The following is a 21,224-nucleotide window of genomic DNA, read 5'->3' as shown; positions in this document are numbered from 1 at the left end:
CCGAGGCCGCTTGCGAGGAGGAGGGCAGCCCCGTTCACCCGGAAGCCGTCACCGCGCCGTCACCACCGCCGCCTGCGGGCGGATCGGGAGGCGGTTGACCGGGCGGCCGGTCGCGGCTCGTACGGCGGAGGCGACGGCCGCCGGGGAGGTCACCACCGGTACCGCGCTGACCGCCTTCGCGCCGAAGGGGGCCACCACGTCCCGCTCCTCCACCAGCTTCACGATCTGGATGTCCGGTACGTCCAGGGCCGTGGGGAGGGCGTAACCCGTCAGGTCGGGATGGCGGATCACCCCGCGCGCGGTGCGCAGGTTCTCGGTGAGCGCGATGCCCACGCCCTGGGTGACACCCGCCTCGATACGGGCCGCCAGCTGGGTCGGGTTCAGGATCCGGCCCACGTCCTGGGCGACCGCCAGCTCCACCACCCGTACCGAGCCCAGCTCGATGTCGACGTCGACCACCGCGCGGATCGCGCAGAAGGCGAGGCCCACGAAGGCGTCGCCCTGGCCGGACTCGTCGAGCGGCTCGGTGGGGTGGGGGCGGCACTGGGCCGTCGCCCACAGCTCCTTGCCGTGCATCTCCTCGGTGACCGTGGTCGACAGGACGCCGTCGTACGACGTGATCTTGCCGTCCGTGATCTGCAGCAGCTCGGTCGACATGCCGAACTTGTGGGCCAGGGGCTGCAACAACTGCGTGCGGACCATCTTCGCCGCGCGCTCCACCGCACCGCCGGAGACCCAGGTGTGGCGGCCCCGGCAGCCGGCGCCCGCGGGGGGCTGGTCGGTGTCCACGGGCGCGACGTGCACCTCGTCGATCCCGAGGATCTCCTGGACGATCTGGCGGGCCAGCGTGCTGAAGCCCTGCCCGGTCTCGACGGCCGCGCACAGCACGGTCGCGACCCCGTCCTGGACCTTCACGGTCGCCGTGGAGACCTCGTCCGCGCCCTCCGCGCCGAGCATGTGCACCATGCCCAGCCCGTAGCCCACGCCCCGGCGCACCGCGCCCGGTTCACCCGCGCCCTCGGGGCCGCCGGGCAGCAGCCACTCCTCCTCGGGCGTGTCCTTGGGGAGGGGCGGCAGGGGGAAGTCCCGTACGGCCTGGAGCAGTTCCGCGACCGGCGCCGGGCAGGTCACCGTCTGGCCCGTCGGGAGCACGTCTCCCGTCGCCAGCACATTCCGCAGCCTCAGCTCGGCCGGATCCAGGGCGAGTTTCTTCGCCAGCTTGTCCATCTGCGCCTCGTAGGCGGCGCACACCTGCATCGCGCCCTCGCCGCGCACATGGCCGGAGGGCGGGTTGTTGGTGCGTACGGCCCAGCCCTCGATGAAGGCGTTCGGGACGACGTACGGGCCGCAGGCGAAGGAGACCGCGGCGGCGAGCGCCTCCGCCGAGGTGTCGGCGTACGCGCCCGCGTCCAGCAGGATCTGCGCCTCGACCTTCACCAGCCGGCCCTCGGTGTCCGCGTGGTGGCGGTAGCGCAGCAGGGTGGGGTGGCGGTGGACGTGGCCGAGGAAGGACTCCTCGCGGGTCGCCGTCAGCTTCACCGGGCAGCCGGTCCGCAAGGCCAGCAGACCCAGCGGGAGTTGGAAGCCCTGGTCCTCACGGTCGGCCGTCGCGCCCGGCACGCCGGTGACCACGATCTTCACGTGCTCGGGCGGCAGACCGTAGACGGCCGCGGCCGTGTCGCGGTCGGTGTGCGGGTCGGTGGAGGCCAGGTACAGCTCCACCCCGCCGTCGGGACGGGGCACGGCGAGACCCGCCTCGGCGCCGATGGGGGCCGGGTCCTGGCGGCCGATGCGGTACAGGCCCTCGACGACGATCTCGGCGGCCGCCGCCGGGTCGCCGTGCCGCAGCGGGATGTGCCGGATCAGATTGCCGTCGGGGTGCAGCGGCTCGGCCTCGAACGCCTGCTCGGGGTCGGTGACCGGGTCGAGGACCTCGTACTCGACGATGACGGCGGCCGCCGCCATCCGCGCGGTGTCCGGGTGGTCGGCGGCGACGGCGGCGATGGGCTCACCGTGGTGGCGTACGACGTCGGAGGCGAACACCGGGCGGTCCGCCGTGCCACGCCCGTGCAGCGCGCTGCCAGGCACGTCCTCGTGGGTGATGACGGCCCGTACGCCGGGCATCTCACGCGCGTGGGACGTGTCGATGGACACAATGCGCGCGTGCGGGTGCGGCGAGCGCAGCACCGCCGCCCAGAGCAGGCCCTCGGCCCACAGGTCCGCCGCGTACGGGAAGGTGCCCTCGGTCTTGGCGCGGGCGTCGGCGGGCGGCAGGGAGGAGCCGAGCCCGTGCGGGAGCGACTCGGGGGCCGGGGCGGCCTCCGCCGCGGTCGTCGCGGTGGCGGCTTCGTTGCTCACGCCTGGCCTCCGTCCGTTCCGTACGACTGGTCGGGCGCCTCCATGGCGCCGGGCGCCTCGAAGACCGAGGGTCCGCCCTGGTGGGGGATACGCACCTCGTCGCCGTCCTGTTCGCCCTCGCCGGCCGCCGTGTGCTGTGTCTCCCGCTCGGCGACGACCTCCTTGACGGCCCGCAGGACGCCCCGGTAGCCGGAGCAGCGGCACAGGTTGCCGCACAGCGCCTGGCGGGTCTCCAGCTCGGTCGGCGCCGGGTTGCCCTCCAGCAGGTCGTGCAGGGTCATCGCCATGCCCGGCACGCAGAAGCCGCACTGCACCGCGCCGCACCGGGCGAGCGCCCGCTGTACGTCCGACGGCTGCCCGTCGGCGGCCAGGCCCTCCACGGTACGGACCTCGCTGCCGGCCGTGGTGACCGCCGGGACCAGGCAGGACGCGACCAGACGGCCGTCCACCTGCACGTTGCAGGCCCCGCACTCGCCCTGCGAGCAGCCGTCCTTCGCACCGGCCAGCCCGAGCCGCTCACGCAGCACGTAGAGCAGCGACTCGCCGATCCAGGCGTCGGTGACGGGGCGGTCGGAGCCGTTCACGCGCAGGACGTACGAGGCGAGGGGGTGCTCGTCGGCGAGGGGCGCCGGGACGTCGGCGGCACCCTGATCCGCCTGGCCCGCGCGCGGGTCGGCCGCCTCGGTCGCGGTGCCCTCGGGGGAAGCGGGGTCCTGCGGGGCGTCGGCTGGGGGCGCGTCCGTGCTGTCCGCGCCGTCCGTGGTGTCCGGCACGCGCGCGTGGGCGGTGTCGGGCGTGGCCTCCGCGGTCTCCGGGGTCTCCGCGGTTCCCGTCGTGGCGGCGGTCTCGGCGGCCCCGTGAGCCTCCTCGGCGGCCTCTCGGGGCCCGCGTACGTCGTCGTCCGCCCGAGGGGCCTCAGCGTCCCCGGGGGCGTGCTGGACGGCCTCTACGGCGGCGGGGGCGGGCTCGTACGACGGCTCGGGCGCCGGGGGCGCGGCAGCGGCCGGGTACGGCGGCTCCTGGTGCCCCTCGCCGGCAGGCTGCGGCGCGTCGCCGGTCGAGTGAGGCACGCCGGAGCGCTGCTCTCCCATGCCGTGCGGCGCGGCCCCGTGATCCGGGCCGCCCGGGTGCTGTGCCTCGCCTGCGTGCTGTGCCCCGCCGGCGCCCAGCGAGTCACCCGCGTGCGGCGGCTCCCCGGGGTGCCCGAGATGTCCGGGGTGCCCCGGCGCCAAGCCCTGCTCACCGCCGTACGCGCCCGCGTGGCCTTCCTCGGCACCGGCGTCACCGCCGCCGTACTCACCACCGCCGTACTCACCGCCCGGCCCCTGCTCGGCCACGGGTTCCTGCCCCCACGGCCGACCGGAGGCCCCGGTGGCCCACGGTGCCGGTGCGCCGCCCGGCAGCGTGGCCGGCGGGGTGCCGCCCCACTGGTCGATCAGGGAGGAAGTGGTGAACTCGCCGGATTCGTCCGGAAGGTCACCCCCGGCGACGGGGATGGACCACTGCCCGGTCACGTCCTGGCCGGGCGGGGATGCCGATGCGGCGGGCTCCTCGAAGGTCCACTGCCCGGTGGCGCCGGGGTTGTACGTGAAGCGGTCGTCACCGGTGGGCTGCCCCGCGGCGCCGGCGGGCTCGGGCCACTCCGCGCCGCCCGCCGGCATCGCCCACGAGCCCGTGGCGGCCGCCGCCGGGTCGGTCGCGCCGGACGGGGCGGGGGCCACCGTTATCTGCGGCGGCACATACCCGTGGCCGGGCGCCGCGAGCGGGCTGTCCCCGGAGAGCAGGGCGTCGATGCCGCCCTCGGGGAGCTCCACGAAGGCGGTGGCGCCGTCGTCGTAGTCGCCCTGGGGCAGCGGGTCCCAGCGGCCACCGCTCGGCGGCGGTGTGCCCTGGCCCGGCTGACCCGGCTGACCGGGCCGGCCCGGCCGGCCCTCCCGCCCATGCTGTCCGTGCTGGTCGTCGGTCACGACAGCGCCCTCCCCAGTGCTCGTCGGGCCAGCGCGGCGACGGTGCGCCGCAGGTGCAGTACGGCGGGCGGCAGCTCCGCCACGGAGCCGTCCTCCGCCGGGGGCTGGTCGGGGATGCAGGCCGCGGCGACGTACTCCCCGAAGGCGGTCAGTGCCTCGGGGACGATGGTGCGGCTGTTGTCCCAGTCGATGAGCCGGGCGACCCACTGCTCGGCGTCCAGCGGCCGCAGCGGCATGGGCGCTATGGCGCCGACCGCGCACCGCACCCCGCGCCGGGCGGGGTCCAGGACGAGCGCGACGGAGGCGACGGCGCGCCCGGGGCCGGTGCGGCCGGTGGCCTTGAGGAAGACCTGGGGGGCGTGCAGCAGCGGCACGCGCACGTATCCGATGAGTTCGCCGGCGCGCAGCCCTTCCATGCCGGCCAGCAGGTGCGAGACGGGGATCTCCCGGCGGGCGCCGTTCGGGCCCGCGATGATCAGGGTCGCCTCCAGGGCGGCCAGCACGGGCAGCGCGTCGCCGGTGGGAGCCGCCGAGGCGATGTTGCCGCCCAGGGTGCCCGCGTTGCGGATGTGCGGCGGTCCGGCGGCGCGGGCGGCGGCGGCCAGCGCGGGGATGAGGGCGGCGAAGTCGGGGCGGCCCATACGCGCGTGCGTGAGACCGGCGCCGAGCAGGGCGTGTCCGTCCTGGTACTGCCAGCCGCGGATCTCGCTGATGCGGCCGAGTCCGACCAGGGCGGCGGGTCTGAGCTGCCCGGAGTTGACGGCGGCCATCAGATCGGTGCCGCCCGCGACGGGCACGGCGGCGGGCATGGCCGCGAGGGCCGCCACGGCCTCGTCCAGTGTCGTGGGCAGCGTGACGGCCTGCGCCGCCTGCGGTGCGTGCGTGGTCAAAACCGGCTGCCCCTTCCCGCTGCCCCACCTGGTCCCACCTGTTGCGCCGTACGGTACGTGCTGACAGGGCGGACGTGGCAACTCTGGCACATCTTCGCGACACCCGAAGACGGGGGTCCGCTAGGAGGCATTCGCCCACCTCACCGGGGAGATGGTCCGATTTCGCACGGCATCACCGGTCCGTGCGAATTGCCACTCTTCGGTGACCCTGCCGGGGTTTTTCCAGTGCCTGTTCGGGACCTGTAGTACGACCTCCGCGCACCCGACCGCTCCGGCACCTACCGCTCGGGCGGCGGCCCCTGCTTCGGCCGCCCCAGCACCCCCGGCCGCTTCTGCCACGGCTTCGGCCCGTCCGGCGGGCGGTAGCCGACACCGAGCGCGTCAAGGCGCGCGTAGTGCGCGGTCATCCGCCGCTCGAAGTCGGCGAAGTCCCGTTCCTCGGGCGCCGGCAGGTCGCTCCACGCCACCTCCGCGAAGGCGGCGAGCCTGGGGAAGGTCTGGTAGTCCACGCGCGCGTGGTCCTCCGTCACCTCGGTCCAGACGTTGGCCTGCGTGCCCAGCACATGGCGGGCCTGTTCCTCCGTGAGGTCCGGCGGCACGGGCTCGAAGCGGTAGACGTCCTCCAGGGTGCGCACATGGCCGATGGGGACGGGCTCGTCGTCGCCGTCGGCCTGCCGGTGGTCCAAGTACACGTGCTCCTCGGGGCACATGACGACGTCGTGCCCGGCCCGCGCGGCGGCGATCCCGCCCGCGTAACCCCGCCAGGAGGACACGGCGGCACCGGGCGCGAGCCCGCCCTCCAGAGTCCCGCCCTCCAGGATCTCGTCCCAGCCGATCAGCCGCCGCCCGCGCGCGCAGAGCCACGCGTCGAAGTGCCGGACGAACCACGCCTGCAGTTCGTCCTCGTCCGCCAGCCCGAGCTCCTTGATGCGGGCCTGCGCGGCGGGCGAGGCCCGCCACTGGTCCTTGGGGCACTCGTCACCGCCGATGTGCACGAACTCACCCGGGAAGAGTTCCAGGATCTCCTCGAAGACGTTCTCGTAGAAGCGCAGGGTGGTGTCAGTGGGGGCGAGTACGTTGGGGCTGATTCCCCAGTTGTCCCAGACGGTGAGGGCGGTGGTGTCGATGACATCGGTGTTGCCGAGTTCCGGATACGCGGCGATGGCGGCCTGCGAATGGCCCGGTACGTCGATCTCGGGCACCACGGCGATATGCCGCTCGGCGGCGTAGGCGACGATCTCGCGCAGGTCGTCCTGGGTGTAGTAGCCGCCGTGGGGCCGCTCGTCCCACAGCGGTGAGGCCCGGTGTCCGACCTTGGTCCGCGGCCGCCAACTCCCCACCTCCGTCAGCCGCGGATAGCGCCGGATCTCCACCCGCCAGCCCTGGTCGTCCGTCAGGTGCAGGTGGAGCACGTTGAGTTTGTGCGCGGCCATCAGGTCCAGGTAGCGCAGCACACCGTCCTTGGGCATGAAGTGCCGGGCCACGTCGAGGAGCAGCCCGCGCCGGCGAAAGCGGGGCGCGTCCTCGATGACCTGGTGCGGGATGCCGTAGCGGATGCCGGGCCGTACGGGGGCGCGGCGGAACGCCTCCGGGCCGAGGAGCTGACGCAGGGTCTGCGCGCCCCGGAAGACACCGGCCGCGTCCCCGCCGCGGATCTCGATGCCCCGGGCGGCGGTGGCGGTCAGCCGGTACGCCTCGGGCCCCAGCCTGTCGTCCAGCAGCAGCTGTATGGAGTCGCGGGCGCCCCGCGGGCCGGGCCGCAGCGGCATGCCGAGGGCGGCGCCGAGCGTGGCGCGCAGCCAGCGCTCCGTGGTCTGCGTGCCGGGCGCGGCCCACAGCGTGGTGGAGTCGTCCACCACCGCCCCGCCCGGCAGGGGCCCCTCGATCGTGCGCGGTGCCGGAATCAGATCGCTCGGTTCGCTCACGTCGCTCCCCCGGGCCGGGCTGAACAGGCGGACGGCACGAAGACCTCCGGGGCGCGCCACGACAGCGCGCCCCGGAGGCCGTAAGACACAGCAGACGAAAGAGATGAAAGGGGACGAAAGGAACGGCTACTTCTTGCCGTCGCCCTTGCCGCCCTTGCCCTTGTCGTCGCCACCGGAGCCCATGGACTCGTAGATCTCCTTGCACATGGGGCACACGGGGTACTTCTTCGGGTCGCGGCCGGGCACCCAGACCTTGCCGCACAGCGCCACGACGGGCGTCCCGTCGAGGGCGCTCGCCATGATCTTGTCCTTCTGGACGTAGTGGGCGAAGCGCTCGTGGTCACCATCGCCGTGCGACACCTGTGGCGTCGGCTCTACGAGGGTCCCCGTACCGGTTCCGCGCTCGGGCTCGAGAGTGCTCATACCGCCAAGCGTACTGAAGCCCATCCGAATCAGTTGCCCGAAGGGGCGTCATCAGTTCAGCGAAGGGTCGTCCGGGTACGTGGCCACCATCGCCAGCTCGTTGCGCTGGCGGCGCAGCACCTCACGCCAGAGTCTCTCGGGGGACGGGGAGGAGACATCGCCGGGCTCGGACTCGACGACGTACCAGGCGCCCTCCACCAGCTCGTCCTCCAGCTGACCGGGGCCCCAGCCGGCGTATCCGGCGAAGATCCGCAGGGAGCCGAGGGCGGCGGCGAACAGCTCGGGCGGGGCCTCCAGGTCGACCAGCCCGATCGCGCCGTGCACCCGGCGCCAGCCGAGCGGATCGCGCTCGCCCGTGCCGCCGCCGGGGATCACCGCCACGCCGAGCGCCGAGTCGAGGGAGACCGGGCCGCCCTGGAACACGACGCCGGGTTCGCCGGTGAGGTCCGCCCAGCCCTCCAGGATGTCGCCCACGTCCACCGGGGTGGGGCGGTTGAGGACGACACCGAGCGAGCCCTCCTCGTCGTGGTCGAGAAGGAGCACCACCGCACGGTCGAAGTTCGGGTCCGCCAGGGCGGGCGTTGCCACGAGCAGCCGCCCTGTGAGCGAGGACACCTCGGTCATGCCAGACATGATCCCGCATCTTCCCCGCGTGTGGGGAGGCAATGCCCGCACGGGAGGGAAGGCAGGTCAGGGCTGACCGGGGCGCGCCTGGCTCCGGTGACCCCTTGTGCCCGGTCGGCAGCGGCTCGTGTTGTGACACAGCCATGACGGGTCGCGCGCCCTCTTCGCTTACTTCAGGGGGCCGCACGGCCATTACTCTGTTTCTCCTCTGGCCCCTGCTCCACTCCACGGAACGCGAGATACATGACCGTCAACGACGATGTCCTGCTTGTCCACGGCGGCACCCCGCTGGAGGGCGAGATCCGTGTCCGCGGTGCGAAGAACCTCGTACCGAAGGCCATGGTCGCCGCCCTGCTGGGCAGTGCGCCGAGTCGGCTGCGCAACGTTCCGGACATCCGTGACGTGCGGGTCGTACGCGGCCTGCTGCAACTGCACGGTGTGACGGTCCGTCCGGGCGAGGAGCCGGGCGAGCTGGTGCTCGACCCGACCTACGTCGAGAGCGCGAACGTCGCCGACATCGACGCCCACGCCGGCTCCAGCCGCATCCCGATCCTGTTCTGCGGTCCGCTGCTGCACCGCCTCGGCCACGCGTTCATCCCGGGCCTGGGCGGCTGTGACATCGGCGGCCGGCCGATCGACTTCCACTTCGAGGTGCTGCGCCAGTTCGGCGCGAAGATCGAGAAGCGGGCGGACGGCCAGTACCTGGAGGCCCCGCGTCGGCTCCGCGGCACGAAGATCCGACTGCCGTACCCGTCGGTGGGCGCGACCGAGCAGGTGCTGCTGACGGCCGTCCTCGCCGAGGGCGTCACCGAGCTCTCGAACGCGGCCGTCGAGCCGGAGATCGAGGACCTCATCTGCGTCCTGCAGAAGATGGGCGCCATCATCGCGATGGACACCGACCGCACCATCCGCATCACCGGTGTGGACAAGCTCGGCGGTTACACCCACCGCGCCCTCCCGGACCGCCTGGAGGCCGCCTCCTGGGCGTCCGCGGCGCTGGCGACCGAGGGCAACATCTACGTCCGTGGCGCCCAGCAGCGCTCGATGATGACGTTCCTGAACACCTACCGGAAGGTGGGCGGTGCCTTCGAGATAGACGACGAGGGCATCCGCTTCTGGCACCCCGGCGGCCAGCTGAAGTCGATCGCCCTGGAGACGGACGTCCACCCCGGCTTCCAGACGGACTGGCAGCAGCCCCTGGTGGTCGCCCTGACGCAGGCGACGGGCCTGTCCATCATCCACGAGACGGTCTACGAGTCCCGCCTCGGCTTCACCTCCGCGCTGAACCAGATGGGCGCCCACATCCAGCTCTACCGCGAGTGCCTGGGCGGCTCCGACTGCCGCTTCGGCCAGCGCAACTTCCTGCACTCCGCGGTCGTCTCCGGACCCACCAAGCTGCAGGGCGCCGACCTGGTCATCCCCGACCTGCGCGGCGGCTTCTCGTACCTCATCGCCGCCCTCGCGGCCCAGGGCACGTCCCGCGTCCACGGCATCGACCTCATCAACCGCGGCTACGAGAACTTCATGGAGAAGCTCATGGAGCTGGGTGCGAAGGTGGAACTCCCGGGCAAGGCCCTCGGGTAGCAGCTACGCGCATACGTCGATGGGGCGGTCACCGGACTCCGGTGACCGCCCCATCGACGTTTACTGCAGCGCCGCTGAAAGGGGCGCGGGGCTGTGTCAGTCTGCGGCTCCGCCGCGCGGGCGCGACCAGCCACAAACCAGCCCTCAGCCGCCCACGGCGCCAAGCCGCAGCGGCGCTGATGCGCCCTTACTTACCCTTGGCCGCTTCCTTGAGCTTGCTGCCCGCCGACACCTTCACGCTGTAACCGGCCGGAATCTGGATCGGGTCCCCGGTCTGCGGGTTGCGAGCGGTGCGAGCGGCACGGTGGGTGCGCTCGAAGGTCAGGAAGCCGGGGATGGTGACCTTCTCGTCGCCCTTGGAGACGATGTCGCCGACGACCTCGGCGAACGCGGCCAGCACGGCGTCGGCGTCCTTGCGGGTCACCTCGGCGCGGTCGGCCAGCGCGGCCACCAGCTCACTGCGGTTCATGTTCTTACTCCCGTGTTCTTCTTGCCGTTGGGGCGCCCCACGCGGCGGAGCCGCATAGTAGGCACTGCGATGCCGATGCGCTCGCGCCCAGGGACGCATCCTGCCCCCACCTGCGGCGGGAAAGCCAATCCGGCACCCTTGGGGGGTCGTGAGAACACCCTAGGGAGTCACACGAAAAGCACCTGCTCGGCCGCCCACCATAGAGTGCGGCCGAGCGTACGGGGTTCCACGACGCGCCGGTTTCCCGGCCCGCCGTGGTGATCCTCACAGCCACGGACGGCCCGCGGAGGGGTCAGACAGTGGCCCCGGCCGCCTTCGCCGCCTCCCGCACCGCGCCGGCCACGGCGCCCGCGACCTTGTCGTTGAAGACGCTGGGGATGATGTAGTTCGGGTTGAGCTCGTCCTCGGTGACGACGTCCGCCAGGGCCTTCGCGGCCGCGAGCATCATGTCGGTGTTGACGGTGCGGGACTGGGCGTCCAGCAGGCCGCGGAAGACGCCCGGGAAGACCAGCACGTTGTTGATCTGGTTCGGGAAGTCGGAGCGGCCGGTGGCCACCACGGCGGCGGTCTGCCGGGCCACCGCGGGCTCGACCTCGGGGTCGGGGTTCGCGAGCGCGAACACAATGGAGTCCTCGGCCATGGCGGCCACGTCACCGCCGTCGATCACGTTGGGCGCGGAGACGCCGATGAAGACGTCGGCGCCGCGCACGGCCTCCTTGAGGGTGCCGGTGAGGTTCTCCGGGTTGGTGTTGTCGGCGATCCAGCGCAGCGCGGAGTCGGCGGGGGCGTCCACCAGGTCCTCGCGGCCGGCGTGCACGACGCCGTGGATGTCGGCGACGACGGCGTTCTTCACGCCCGCCGCGAGCAGCAGCTTGAGGATGGCGGTGCCGGCCGCGCCGGCGCCGGACATGACGACGCGGACGTCGCCGATGCCCTTGTTCACCACGCGCAGGGCGTTCGTCAGGGCCGCCAGTACGACGATGGCGGTGCCGTGCTGGTCGTCGTGGAAGACGGGGATGTCGAGGGCCTCACGCAGCCGGGCCTCGATCTCGAAGCAGCGCGGCGCGGAGATGTCCTCCAGGTTGATGCCGGCGAACCCGGGGGCGATGGCCTTGACGATCTCGACGATCGCGTCGGTGTCCTGGGTGTCCAGGCAGATCGGCCAGGCGTCGATCCCGGCGAACCGCTTGAACAGCGCCGCCTTGCCCTCCATCACGGGCAGCGCGGCCTTCGGGCCGATGTTGCCCAGTCCCAGCACCGCCGACCCGTCCGTCACGACCGCAACGGAGTTGCGCTTGATGGTGAGGCGGCGGGCGTCCTCGGGGTTCTCGGCGATCGCCATGCAGACGCGGGCCACGCCCGGCGTGTAGACCATGGACAGGTCGTCACGGTTGCGGATGGGGTGCTTCGACGCCATCTCGATCTTGCCGCCGAGGTGCATCAGGAACGTACGGTCGGAGACCTTGCCGACGGTGATGCCCTCGATGGTGCGCAGCTGCTCGACGATCTCGTCGGCGTGGGCGGTGGAGGAGGCCGCGATGGTGACGTCGATACGGAGCTTCTCGTGGCCGGAGGCGGTGACGTCGAGGCCCGTGACGGAGCCTCCGTGGGACTCGACGGCGGTGGTGAGCTGGGAGACCGCCGTTCCGCCGGCGGGCACCTCCAGCCGGATCGTCATCGAGTAGGAGACGCTGGGCGCCGTTGCCATGGCCGACTTCCTCTTTCACCGTGTGACGCTGGGTATCGCTTGGTATGCCGTCCGATCGTCGCACCTACTGATGAGTAGGAGTAAGCCCGGCCTGGATTGCGAACGTATTGTTCGCCACGTCTTCGCATGCGAAGAGGCCCACGTCACACACTGACGTGGGCCTCTTCGGCTCCGTTCATGACACCGACCCGCCATGCTCGCCTCGCGGCAAGTGGTCGCTCGTAGCGACAAAGGTTGGGCCCGGGGGCTTGGATCGAGCCGGTGCCGTACCCAGGCTAACAAACGGATCCCGTACGGCCATTCCCGTACGGCGCCTTCAGCGGAATCCGTCAGGTCAGTCCCGGAGCAGATCCGGTACTCCGGACGCGTCCGGCTCGTCGCGGTCGCCCGAGACGACGGTCAGCTGCTGGGTGGCCCGGGTCAGCGCGACGTAGAGGACGCGCAGGCCGGCCGGGGACTCGTCGGCGATCTCGGCGGGCGAGACCACCACGGTCGCGTCGTACTCCAGGCCCTTGGCCTCCAGGCTGCCGAGGGCCACCACCCGGTCACCGAGCCCGGCCAGCCAGCGGCGGGCCTCCTCACGGCGGTTCATCGCGACGACGACGCCGACCGTGCCGTCGACCTGGTCCAGCAGCCGGGCGGCCTCGGCGCGCACGGTCGCGGCGAGGGAGTCCCGTGTGCCTGACGGCGTTACTTCGTTGACGACGCTGAAGCGGGGGACGACCCCCGTGGACCGTACGGCGGACGGGGACTCGGCGCCGGGCATGGCCAGGGCGAGCACCTTGGCGGCCAGGTCGGCGATCTCGGCCGGGTTGCGGTAGTTGACGGTGAGCTGGAAGCGGCGGCGCGGGCGGGTGCCGAGGGCCTCGTCGCGGGCCTCGGCGGCCTCGTCCGGGTCGGACCAGGAGGACTGGGCGGGGTCGCCGACGACCGTCCAGGTGGCGTGCCGCCCCCTGCGGCCCACCATCCGCCACTGCATCGGCGTCAGGTCCTGGGCCTCGTCGACGATCACATGCGCGTACTCGGTGCGCTCGGCGGCCAGCCGCTCGGCCCGCTCACGCTGTGACTCCTCGCGCACGGGCATCAGTTCCTCCAGACCGGTGAGCTGGTCCAGCGGATCCAGTTCGCGCCGCTTCTTCGGGCGGGCCGGGGTGCCGAGGATGGCCTGGAGCTCGTCGAGGAGCGCGATGTCGTGCACGGAGTACCCGTCGCGCCGCAGCGAACGGGCCACCCTGCGCACCTCGCCCGGGTTGAGGATCCGCCGCGCCCACCGTCCGAGCCGCCGCTCGTCGGCCATGGCGGCGAGGACGTCCTTCGGCGTCAGCTCGGGCCACCAGGCGTCGAGGAACGCGGTGAACGCGTCCTCCCCGGTCACGTCCTCGTCGAACGACGACCGCAGTTCGGCGGCCAGCTCCGGGTCGGTGTGCCGGGAGCCCGCGCCGGACTGCTCCCACAGGGCGTCCAGCAGCAGCCTGCGCGCCCGGGGCCGCAGCAGGTTCACCGGCGCGGTCCCGCCGAGCGCGGTCCGGCGGATACGTTCCAGCACATCCCGCTCCAGCTCCAGCCGCCGCCCGAAGGCGACGACCCGCAGCCGGGTGGGAGGACCGGCGGGGGCGGGAGCGGGGCCCTCGTCGCCGAAGGGGAGCCGACCGGTGGCCCCGGACGTGCTGGGCGAGTCGTCACCGAAGCCGAGCTGACCCGTGGCACCCCGCGCGCCGGACGAGCCATCGCCGAAGGAAGTCTGCCCAGCGGGGACAGCCGCACCGGAGCCGCCATCACCGAAGGCCAGCTGCTCGACCGTGTCCGGCGTCGCGGCCGGGCTTGCCGCGGCATCCCGGCCCGCGGTCCTGGCAGCACCCGAGCCCTCACCCACTCGCAAGCCCTCACCCCCGCTCGCCCCACCACCGGCACCCGCGGAACCCCCAGCAACCAAGGAACCCCCAGCACCGCCCACGCCCCGGCGCCCCGCCGAGTCCCCGCCGCCCACCGAGCCCGCACCACCGGCCGAACCAGCACCCCCAGCCCCGCTCGCCCCACCGCCGGCACCGGTCCCCCCGGCACCCCCGGCAGCCGAGGAACCCACAGCACCGCCGGAACCCCTGCGCGCCCCGGACATCGCGCCGACGCCCCGGCGCCCCGCCGAGTCCCCGCCGCCCACCGAGCCCGCACCACCGGCCGAACCAGCGCGCCCAGCCCCGCTGGGCCCACCGCCGGCACCCGGTCCCAGCTCCAGCGCCCCCCGCGCGGCCTTGCGCAGGACCTTCAGCATGCGGGAGGAGCCCTTGGCGCGGGCGGTGGCAGGGGAGTCGTAGAGGGTGGCCTCGATGCCGTCGACGAGGGAGCCGATGGCGCGGATGGCTACCTGGCCCTCTTCGCCGAGGGAGGGCAGGACGCCTTCGGTGTACGCCACCAGCAGCGGGGTCGGGGAGACGATGAGGATGCCACCCGCGTAGCGGCGCCGGTCCTGGTAGAGGAGGTAGGCGGCGCGGTGCAGGGCCACCGCCGTCTTGCCCGTGCCCGGGCCGCCCTCGACATAGGTGACGGAGGCGGCGGGGGCGCGGATCACGAGGTCCTGCTCGGCCTGGATGGAGGCGACGATGTCCCGCATGGTGTGGGTGCGGGCCTGGCCGAGGGCGGCCATGAGGGCGCCGTCGCCGATGACGGGCAGGTCGTGGCCGTCGAGCCGCGCCTTCAGTTCGGGGCGCATCAGGTCGTCCTCGACACCGAGCACCCGGCGGCCCTTGGAGCGGATCACGCGGCGGCGGACGACCCGGCCGGGGTCGACGGGGGTGGAGCGGTAGAAGGGCGCGGCGGCCGGCGCCCGCCAGTCGATGACCAGCGGGGCGTAGTCCTCGTCGAGGACACCGATCCGCCCGATGTGCAGGGTCTCGGCGATGTCGGCCGTACCGTCGTCGCGGACCGCGCCCTCGGCCGGCTCCACGGCGGTGTAGGCGCCGTCGGGCCCCTTCTTGCCGTCCTTGCCGAGGAGCAGGTCGATCCGGCCGAAGAGGAAGTCCTCGAACTCGTTGTTCAGCCGGTTGAGGTGGACGCCCGCCCGGAAGACCTGCGCGTCCCGCTCGGCGAGCGCGCCGGGCGTGCCGACCTGGCCGCGCTGGGCCGCGTCGTTCATCAGGAACTCGGCCTCGTGGATCTTCTCCTCGAGGCGCCGGTAGACCCGGTCGAGGTGTTGCTGTTCGACGCTGATCTCCCGGTCCCGGAGCGAGTCCTGGGCCGTGTCGAGCGCGGCATCCTGTTGAGCCTGAGCGGCCACCGGGCCCCCTTCTGACGTGCTGGGCAGCCGTCAACCGTACGCGAAGGGGACCCGTGCGCGGAAGTTACGCGTCGATCTCCAGCAGCTTCTTGCCGTCGAAGGTCATGACTTCGTAGTGGTCGATCTCGTTGGTGTCGAAGGACGTGCCGCCCTGGATGTAGAGGGGGTTCTTGCCCTGTTCGCTGGTGGCGCCGGGGATGCCGTAGCCCCACTCCGGGACGGTCCAGGAGCTGGAGGTGTCGCGTTCGCCGTTCTTGCCGACGGCGATGAGCGAGCACCGCTCCGGGCCCTTGACGTTCTTCAGCTCCAGTACGACCTCGGTGCCCCACGGCTTCGACTGGGTGGCCACGGTCCCGCTGACCTCGGTGGTCGGGTCGGTGCCGGTGACCCTGTCGGGCATCCCGTCGAAGACGTCCTTGGCCGAGCTGGCGAACACCCGCGGCTGCTGCGGCGTGCCGCCGTCGCCGCCGCTCACCGCCATCGCGGTCAGCGGGCCCGCGATGATCATCGCGACCGAGGCCGCGATCATGTAGAAGGAGCGGCGGCGCTTGAGCGCACGGCGTTCGGACACCTCGTCGACGAGCCGCTCCACCAGCCGGGGCCCCGGTTTGGCGGACAGGGACTCGCCGATCGAGGGCGTGCCGGAGCCCGGCAGGTCCGCGAGGGCGGCGAGCATCGGCTCCATCCCGGCGAGCTCGTCGAGTTGCTGGGCGCACCACTCGCAGCCCGCGAGATGCGCCTCGAAAGCGGTTGCCTCGGCGTCGTCGAGGATCCCGAGGGCGTAGGCGCCGACGGTCTCGTGTTCGCTCGGGCTCGGAGATCCCTGCACAGCTCCCTGCATGGGGCCTGACATACCCGAACCACCCGTGCCGTATCCCCCGTACATACTCATCACGCCGTCACCCCCCGCTCCTCCAGCGCCAGCTTCATCGACCGCAGGGCGTAGAACACCCGTGAGCGGACGGTGCCACTGGGGATGCCCAGCGTCTCGGCCGCCTCATTGACCGTACGCCCTTTGAAGTACGTCTCGACGAGCACTTCCCGGTGGGCCGGGGTCAGGTCGTCCAGCGCGTCCGACAGCGTCATCAACCAAAGCGCCTTGTCGATCTCGTCCTCCGCGGGGATGACCTCCAGCGGCGACGGGTCGACCTCCTGCGGCCGGGCCTGCCGGCTGCGGTGGCCGTCGATGACGATGCGGCGCGCGACCGTCACCAGCCAGGGGCGTACCGATCCGGTCGCTCGATTGAGCTGGCCGGCGTTCTTCCAGGCACGGATGAGTGTTTCCTGCACGACGTCCTCGGCGCGCTGCCGGTCTCCGGCAACCAGGCGAAGGACATACGCAAGGAGGGGTCCGGCGTGCTCGCGATAGAGCGCACGCATCAGCTCCTCGTCAGGTTCCGAGGGCTGGGACATGCGATGTCGGGCCCTCGTTCCACGTTCATTGGCCACGGCCGCATCCTTGCGCACGCCCACCTCCGGTGTCCGGGGGTTCCCCCAGTCGGTCGCTCCTCCACCCGTACGCAGAGGGGGCGTTGAGCGTTCAAACCGAAGCGGCGGATTTCTTCGAGGTGGCGCGAAGAGGGGGGACATGAGCGCACATTCCCCCACCATTGTCTTTACAATTCCGCCACATCGACAAGATCGGCCGGGATCAGCCGGGCTGCCCGCGAACCGCCGCGCGGAAACGGAGTGTTATCGAAATCACTTCGGCAGAGCGCCCGTTGTGACGGCCGTACGACGCCGATGGCGGGCCACGCGCTCCCGGTTGCCGCACACTTCGCTGGAGCACCAGCGCCTGCGCCGCCCCCGTGACGTGTCGACGTACACGATCCGGCAGTTGTCCCCCGAGCACTGCCGCAGCCCCGCCCGCGCGACCGGATCGGTCAGCAGCGCGATCGCGTCCCGCGCGACCGCGGCGAGCAGCCCGGGACAGTCCGGCGGCGCGTCCAACTCCCGTACGAGGGTGCCGTCCTCGGCACGTACGGCGCGGGGGGCGGGGGGAGCGGCACGGGCGAGGTCGTTGACGCGGGCGAGCGCGGGCCCGTACGGGTCACGGCCACCGAGCCGGCCGTACGTCAACTGCCCGATCTGCCCGCGCAGTTCCCGGAAGCCGACCAGCCACGAACCGTCCGCCGCCGCCAGCGGCGTCCCTTCCGGGACGAGGCCGCTGCCGATGATCCAGGCGCGCAACGGGCCTGTGGAGTCGAGCCGTTCGACGGGATGCGCGGTCGCCAGCAGATCCAGACAGACCCGCCCGGTGTCGAACCGAAGCTCGTACCGTCCCGTGGCCGCACCCAGTGCCAGTGCCATGCGCCCGTCACCGCCTAGGTAGGAGCAGTGCTCCGAGGAGCACCCCGTAAGGGCAGACCTCTCCCACAGTGCCTGCCCGCTCCCGCTCCCGTAACCCCTCAGGGCCGCGGCCGTCAGGCGTCGGCGTACTTGGCGTCCGCCGCCGGGTCCAGCGCCAGCCGGTAGCCCCGCTTCACCACCGTCTGGATCAGCTTCGGCGCCCCCAGGGCCGTACGCAGCCGGGCCATCGCCGTCTCCACGGCGTGCTCGTCACGGCCGGCGCCCGGCAGCGCCCGCAGCAGGTCGGCGCGCGGCACCACCCACCCCGGCCGCCGGGACAGCGCCCGCATCAGGGACATCCCGGCGGGGGGTACGGGTTTCAGGGCGCCGTCCACCAGCACCGCGTGGCCCCGGATCTCCACCTGGTGCCCGGCGATGGGCAGCGACCGGGCCCGGCCGGGCAGCTCCTGGCAGAGCAGTTGTACCAGCGGGCCGAGCCGGAAGCGCTCCGGCTGGACCGTGTCCACGCCGCGCGCCTGCAACGGCAGGGCGGTCACCGGCCCGACGCAGGCCGGCAGGACGTCGTGGTGGAGGGCGGAGAGCAGCTCGGGCAGCAGGCCGCGCTCCTCCGCGCGGGAGAGCAGGGAGGCGGCGGCGGGCGCGCTGGTGAAGGTCACCGCGTCCAGGCCGCGGGAGACCGTCGCGTCCAGCAGCCGGTCCACCGGCCCGATGTCCTCCGGCGGCATCCACCGGTACACGGGCACGCCCACGACCTCGGCGCCGCCCTCCCGCAGCGCCTCCACGAAGCCGGGCAGCGGCTCCCCGTGCAGCTGTACGGCGACCCGGCGGCCGGCGACGCCCTCGCCGAGCAGCCGGTCGAGCACCTCGGCCATGGACTCGCTCGACGGCGACCACTCCTCGGTCAGCCCGGCTGCCCGGATGGCGCCCTTGACCTTGGGGCCGCGTGCCAGCAGCTCCACCGTGCGCAGCCGGTCGAGGAGCGCCTCGCCCAGCCCCCAGCCGTCGGCGGCCTCGACCCACCCGCGGAAACCGATCGCGGTGGTGGCGACCACGACATCCGGCGCCTGGTCGATGAGGTCCTTGGTGGCCGCGAGCAGCTCGCCGTCGTCCGCGAGCGGCACGATGCGCAGGGCGGGCGCGTGCAGGACGGCCGCACCGCGCCGCTGGAGGAGCGCACCCAGTTCGTCGGCCCGGCGTGCGGCCGTCACGCCCACGGTGAACCCCGCCAGGGGTCCGTGTTCCGGTCGCTGTTGTTCGTCGTACATAACTCTCGTCCCGCACTCGAGTCGTGTTGCTGCAGGTACTGCAGGAGGTGCAGCAGGAGGTACAGGCGGTACCCACATGCCGATCGAGCCTGTCAACGGTGCGTGACAGGCTCGGATCGGCTTCATGTCGCCGGTGTTACGTCACACCTCGGCATAGCTGAGCTGCGGCTTCGCCTCTGTGGCGGAAGTGGCCTGGGGTGCGGTGGCCGGGCGGCGAAGGTATACGGCCCAAGTGACCGCGAAGCAGACCCCGTAGAAGGCGAGGAAGGCGACGAAGGCGCCGGTTCCGGTGCCCGCGGTGAGGAAGGACTGGCGGAAGGCGAGGTTGATGCCGAGGCCGCCGAGCGCGCCCACGGCCCCGATGAGCCCCATGGAGGCACCGGACAGCCGGCGCCCGTAGGCCGCGGCCTCCTCACCGGTGAGCCCCTTGGCGAGCGCCTTGGTCTGGAAGATGCCGGGGATCATCTTGTACGTCGACCCGTTACCGAGCCCGGTCAGCACGAACAGGGCGATGAAGGCGACGGTGAACAGCGGCAGCGACGCCTGCATGCTCGCGACGATGATGACGCCGGTGGCGGCGGCCATGGCGACGTAGTTCCACAGGGTGATCTTCGCGCCGCCGTAGCGGTCGGCGAGCCAGCCGCCGACCGGGCGGATCAGCGAGCCGAGCAGCGGGCCGATGAAGGTGACGTACGCGGCCTGCAGCGGCGTACGGCCGAACTGGGTCTGCAGGACGAGACCGAACGCGAAGCTGTAGCCGATGAAGGAGCCGAAGGTGCCGATGTAGAGGAAGGACATGATCCAGGTGTGGCCCTCCCGCACGGCGTCCTTCGCGGCACCGGTGTCGTTCTTCATGGTCGCGAGGTTGTCCATGTAGAGCGCGGCGAGGACGGCGGCGACCACGATGAACGGGATGTAGATCCCCAGCAGCACGCGCGGGCCGCCGCTGGCGCCGATCACCGCGAGGGCGACCAGCTGCATCACGGGCACGCCGATGTTGCCGCCGCCGGCGTTCAGGCCGAGTGCCCAGCCCTTCTTCCGCAGCGGGAAGAAGGCGTTGATGTTGGTCATGGAGGAGGCGAAGTTGCCGCCGCCGACACCGGCCAGCAGGGCGCAGACCAGGAAGGTGGAGTACGAGGTCCCCGGCTCCATCACGATGAACGCCGCGACCGTCGGTACGAGCAGCAGGCCGGCCGAGACGATGGTCCAGTTCCGTCCGCCGAAGAGGGCGACGGCGAAGGTGTACGGCACCCGGACGAGGGAGCCGACCAGCGTCGCCATCGACACCAGGAAGAACTTGTCGGCGGGGGTGAGCCCGTACTCGGGGCCCATGAACAGCACCATCACCGACCACAGGGTCCACACGGAGAACCCGATGTGCTCGGAGAGGATGGAGAAGAGGAGGTTCCGGCGGGCGATCTTCTCACCGGTGGTGTTCCAGAAGGTCTCGTCCTCCGGGTCCCAGTGCTCGATCCAGCGGGACCCCTTATGGGGCTGGCTGGTGGTGGTCGGGGCTGTCATCTCGGGCCTCCACGGTTCTCCGGGGCTCAGTCGCGCTGGGGTGGCTGAGTCCCGAAGGTAGGGAGAGCGCGTTTCCGCCCTGTGGCTGTGGGTGACCGGAAGGGAACTTTGCTCTCACCTCGGGCGGAGGGCGGGTGAGAGGTGGGCGCCGCTAGCCGACCCAGTCCAGGGTGTCGGTGCCGCCCTTGTCCCAGGCGATCTTCACGGCGTCGCCGACGCGGGTGCAGGTCCCCGCCCGCAGTTCGCCCTTGTCCTCACTGCCGTACGGCGCCACCGCGATCCGGAAGGCTCCGCCACTGACATCAGCGCCGATGCCGACGAGGATCCCCTCCTCACTCCCGATGATGTTGACGTGATGCTTCCCCGCGTACTCGCCGGAGGCGTACTTCTCCCCCACGGTGAGCAGCACCCCGCCGGTTTCCCGCCACTGCCCGACGAAGCCTGTGGCGGGGGCGGGACCGGGGGCGTCGAGGGGGTCGTCGGAGGGCTCGTCGGAGGGCTCGTCGATCGGCTCGTCGGAGGGCTCACTGCTGGGCTCGTCGGTCGGCTCGCCGCTCGCGCTCTCCGAAGCGGTCGGCGAGGCGGACACGGTGCTGTCACTCTGCACGCCGCCATCGTCCCCGCCCTTCGTCGCCAGGACCACGCCGCCCACGACCAGTACGAGGGCCACGACGGCACCGCCGATGATCAGCCCGGTACGACGCTTCCGGGTGGGGGGCGGGGGCGGGTAGGGGGCACCGCCGTAACCGTACGGGGGCTGCGCACCGTAGCCCGCGGGCGGGGCCCCGTACGGCCCGGGTATCGGCGCCGTGGGCTGCCCATATCCCGAAGACGCCCCGTACGGATTCGGCTGCTGCCCCGCACCCGCCCCCTGAGGCGGCGGCCCGTACGGCCCCGGCCCACCTCCAT

General features: G+C 72.4%; 16 protein-coding genes. 1 reads left to right on the top strand and 15 read right to left on the bottom strand.

What is annotated here, in order from left to right; genetic code table 11:
* Nucleotides 1–48 precede the first annotated feature (48 nt).
* The 6 genes from ACH5AC_RS08805 to ACH5AC_RS08780 form a co-directional block, all read right to left on the bottom strand.
* Nucleotides 49–2,358, bottom strand: coding sequence for a xanthine dehydrogenase family protein molybdopterin-binding subunit (locus ACH5AC_RS08805; RefSeq protein WP_398861015.1), 2,310 nt, complete (start codon nucleotides 2,356–2,358; stop codon nucleotides 49–51).
* Nucleotides 2,355–4,325 (bottom strand): 2Fe-2S iron-sulfur cluster-binding protein, encoded by a 1,971-nt coding sequence (locus ACH5AC_RS08800; protein WP_398861014.1) that lies wholly within the window; start codon nucleotides 4,323–4,325, stop codon nucleotides 2,355–2,357. The genes ACH5AC_RS08805 and ACH5AC_RS08800 overlap by 4 nt, the downstream gene beginning before the upstream one ends.
* Nucleotides 4,322–5,215: an FAD binding domain-containing protein gene (locus tag ACH5AC_RS08795; protein ID WP_398861013.1), complete on the bottom strand. Its 894-nt coding sequence runs from the start codon at nucleotides 5,213–5,215 to the stop codon at nucleotides 4,322–4,324. Before ACH5AC_RS08795 ends, ACH5AC_RS08800 begins: the two co-directional genes overlap by 4 nt.
* Nucleotides 5,216–5,493: 278 nt before the next feature.
* Nucleotides 5,494–7,140, bottom strand: coding sequence for a beta-N-acetylhexosaminidase (locus ACH5AC_RS08790; RefSeq protein WP_398861012.1), 1,647 nt, complete (start codon nucleotides 7,138–7,140; stop codon nucleotides 5,494–5,496).
* A gap of 126 nt (nucleotides 7,141–7,266) precedes the next feature.
* On the bottom strand, nucleotides 7,267–7,563 hold the full coding sequence (locus ACH5AC_RS08785) for a DUF3039 domain-containing protein (RefSeq protein WP_398861011.1): 297 nt from the start codon (nucleotides 7,561–7,563) through the stop codon (nucleotides 7,267–7,269).
* A gap of 51 nt (nucleotides 7,564–7,614) precedes the next feature.
* Nucleotides 7,615–8,187, bottom strand: coding sequence for a YqgE/AlgH family protein (locus ACH5AC_RS08780; protein ID WP_398861010.1), 573 nt, complete (start codon nucleotides 8,185–8,187; stop codon nucleotides 7,615–7,617).
* 243 nt (nucleotides 8,188–8,430) lie between these two features.
* Here ACH5AC_RS08780 and murA point away from each other — a divergent pair, with 243 nt between their 5' ends.
* Nucleotides 8,431–9,771, top strand: coding sequence for a UDP-N-acetylglucosamine 1-carboxyvinyltransferase (murA, locus tag ACH5AC_RS08775; protein ID WP_398861009.1), 1,341 nt, complete (start codon nucleotides 8,431–8,433; stop codon nucleotides 9,769–9,771).
* A gap of 187 nt (nucleotides 9,772–9,958) precedes the next feature.
* Here murA and ACH5AC_RS08770 read toward each other — a convergent pair whose 3' ends face one another.
* The 9 genes from ACH5AC_RS08770 to ACH5AC_RS08730 all read right to left on the bottom strand — a co-directional run bounded on the left by ACH5AC_RS08770 (nucleotide 9,959) and on the right by ACH5AC_RS08730 (nucleotide 20,985).
* On the bottom strand, nucleotides 9,959–10,240 hold the full coding sequence (locus ACH5AC_RS08770; RefSeq protein WP_004000874.1) for an HU family DNA-binding protein: 282 nt from the start codon (nucleotides 10,238–10,240) through the stop codon (nucleotides 9,959–9,961).
* Nucleotides 10,241–10,532: 292 nt separating this feature from the next.
* Nucleotides 10,533–11,948 (bottom strand): NAD-dependent malic enzyme, encoded by a 1,416-nt coding sequence (locus ACH5AC_RS08765; RefSeq protein WP_398861007.1) that lies wholly within the window; start codon nucleotides 11,946–11,948, stop codon nucleotides 10,533–10,535.
* Nucleotides 11,949–12,282: 334 nt separating this feature from the next.
* The gene (locus ACH5AC_RS08760) at nucleotides 12,283–15,219 is read right to left on the bottom strand and encodes a HelD family protein (protein WP_398861006.1); all 2,937 of its coding nucleotides are present in this window, start codon (nucleotides 15,217–15,219) and stop codon (nucleotides 12,283–12,285) included.
* A gap of 64 nt (nucleotides 15,220–15,283) precedes the next feature.
* Nucleotides 15,284–16,060: an anti-sigma factor family protein gene (locus ACH5AC_RS08755; protein ID WP_398861005.1), complete on the bottom strand. Its 777-nt coding sequence runs from the start codon at nucleotides 16,058–16,060 to the stop codon at nucleotides 15,284–15,286.
* A gap of 50 nt (nucleotides 16,061–16,110) precedes the next feature.
* Nucleotides 16,111–16,632, bottom strand: coding sequence for a sigma-70 family RNA polymerase sigma factor (locus ACH5AC_RS08750; RefSeq protein WP_010039908.1), 522 nt, complete (start codon nucleotides 16,630–16,632; stop codon nucleotides 16,111–16,113).
* Nucleotides 16,633–16,920: 288 nt separating this feature from the next.
* Complete coding sequence (locus ACH5AC_RS08745; RefSeq protein WP_398861615.1) at nucleotides 16,921–17,523, bottom strand: CGNR zinc finger domain-containing protein; 603 nt, start codon at nucleotides 17,521–17,523, stop codon at nucleotides 16,921–16,923.
* A 119-nt stretch (nucleotides 17,524–17,642) separates the two neighbouring features.
* Entirely contained in the window at nucleotides 17,643–18,794 is a 1,152-nt protein-coding gene (locus ACH5AC_RS08740; protein WP_398861004.1) for a uroporphyrinogen-III synthase, read from the bottom strand.
* A gap of 141 nt (nucleotides 18,795–18,935) precedes the next feature.
* A complete protein-coding gene (locus ACH5AC_RS08735) occupies nucleotides 18,936–20,315 on the bottom strand; it encodes a nitrate/nitrite transporter (RefSeq protein WP_398861002.1) in 1,380 nt (459 codons plus the stop codon).
* A 151-nt stretch (nucleotides 20,316–20,466) separates the two neighbouring features.
* Nucleotides 20,467–20,985 carry a PT domain-containing protein gene (locus ACH5AC_RS08730; RefSeq protein WP_398861001.1) on the bottom strand — a complete coding sequence of 173 codons (519 nt, stop codon included), beginning with the start codon at nucleotides 20,983–20,985 and terminating at the stop codon, nucleotides 20,467–20,469.
* Nucleotides 20,986–21,224: the final 239 nt, after the last annotated feature.

Source organism: Streptomyces sp. NPDC018693, assembly GCF_044391385.1.
Classification (GTDB): Bacteria; Actinomycetota; Actinomycetes; order Streptomycetales; family Streptomycetaceae; genus Streptomyces.
This window is presented reverse-complemented; position numbering and strand designations above follow the sequence as displayed.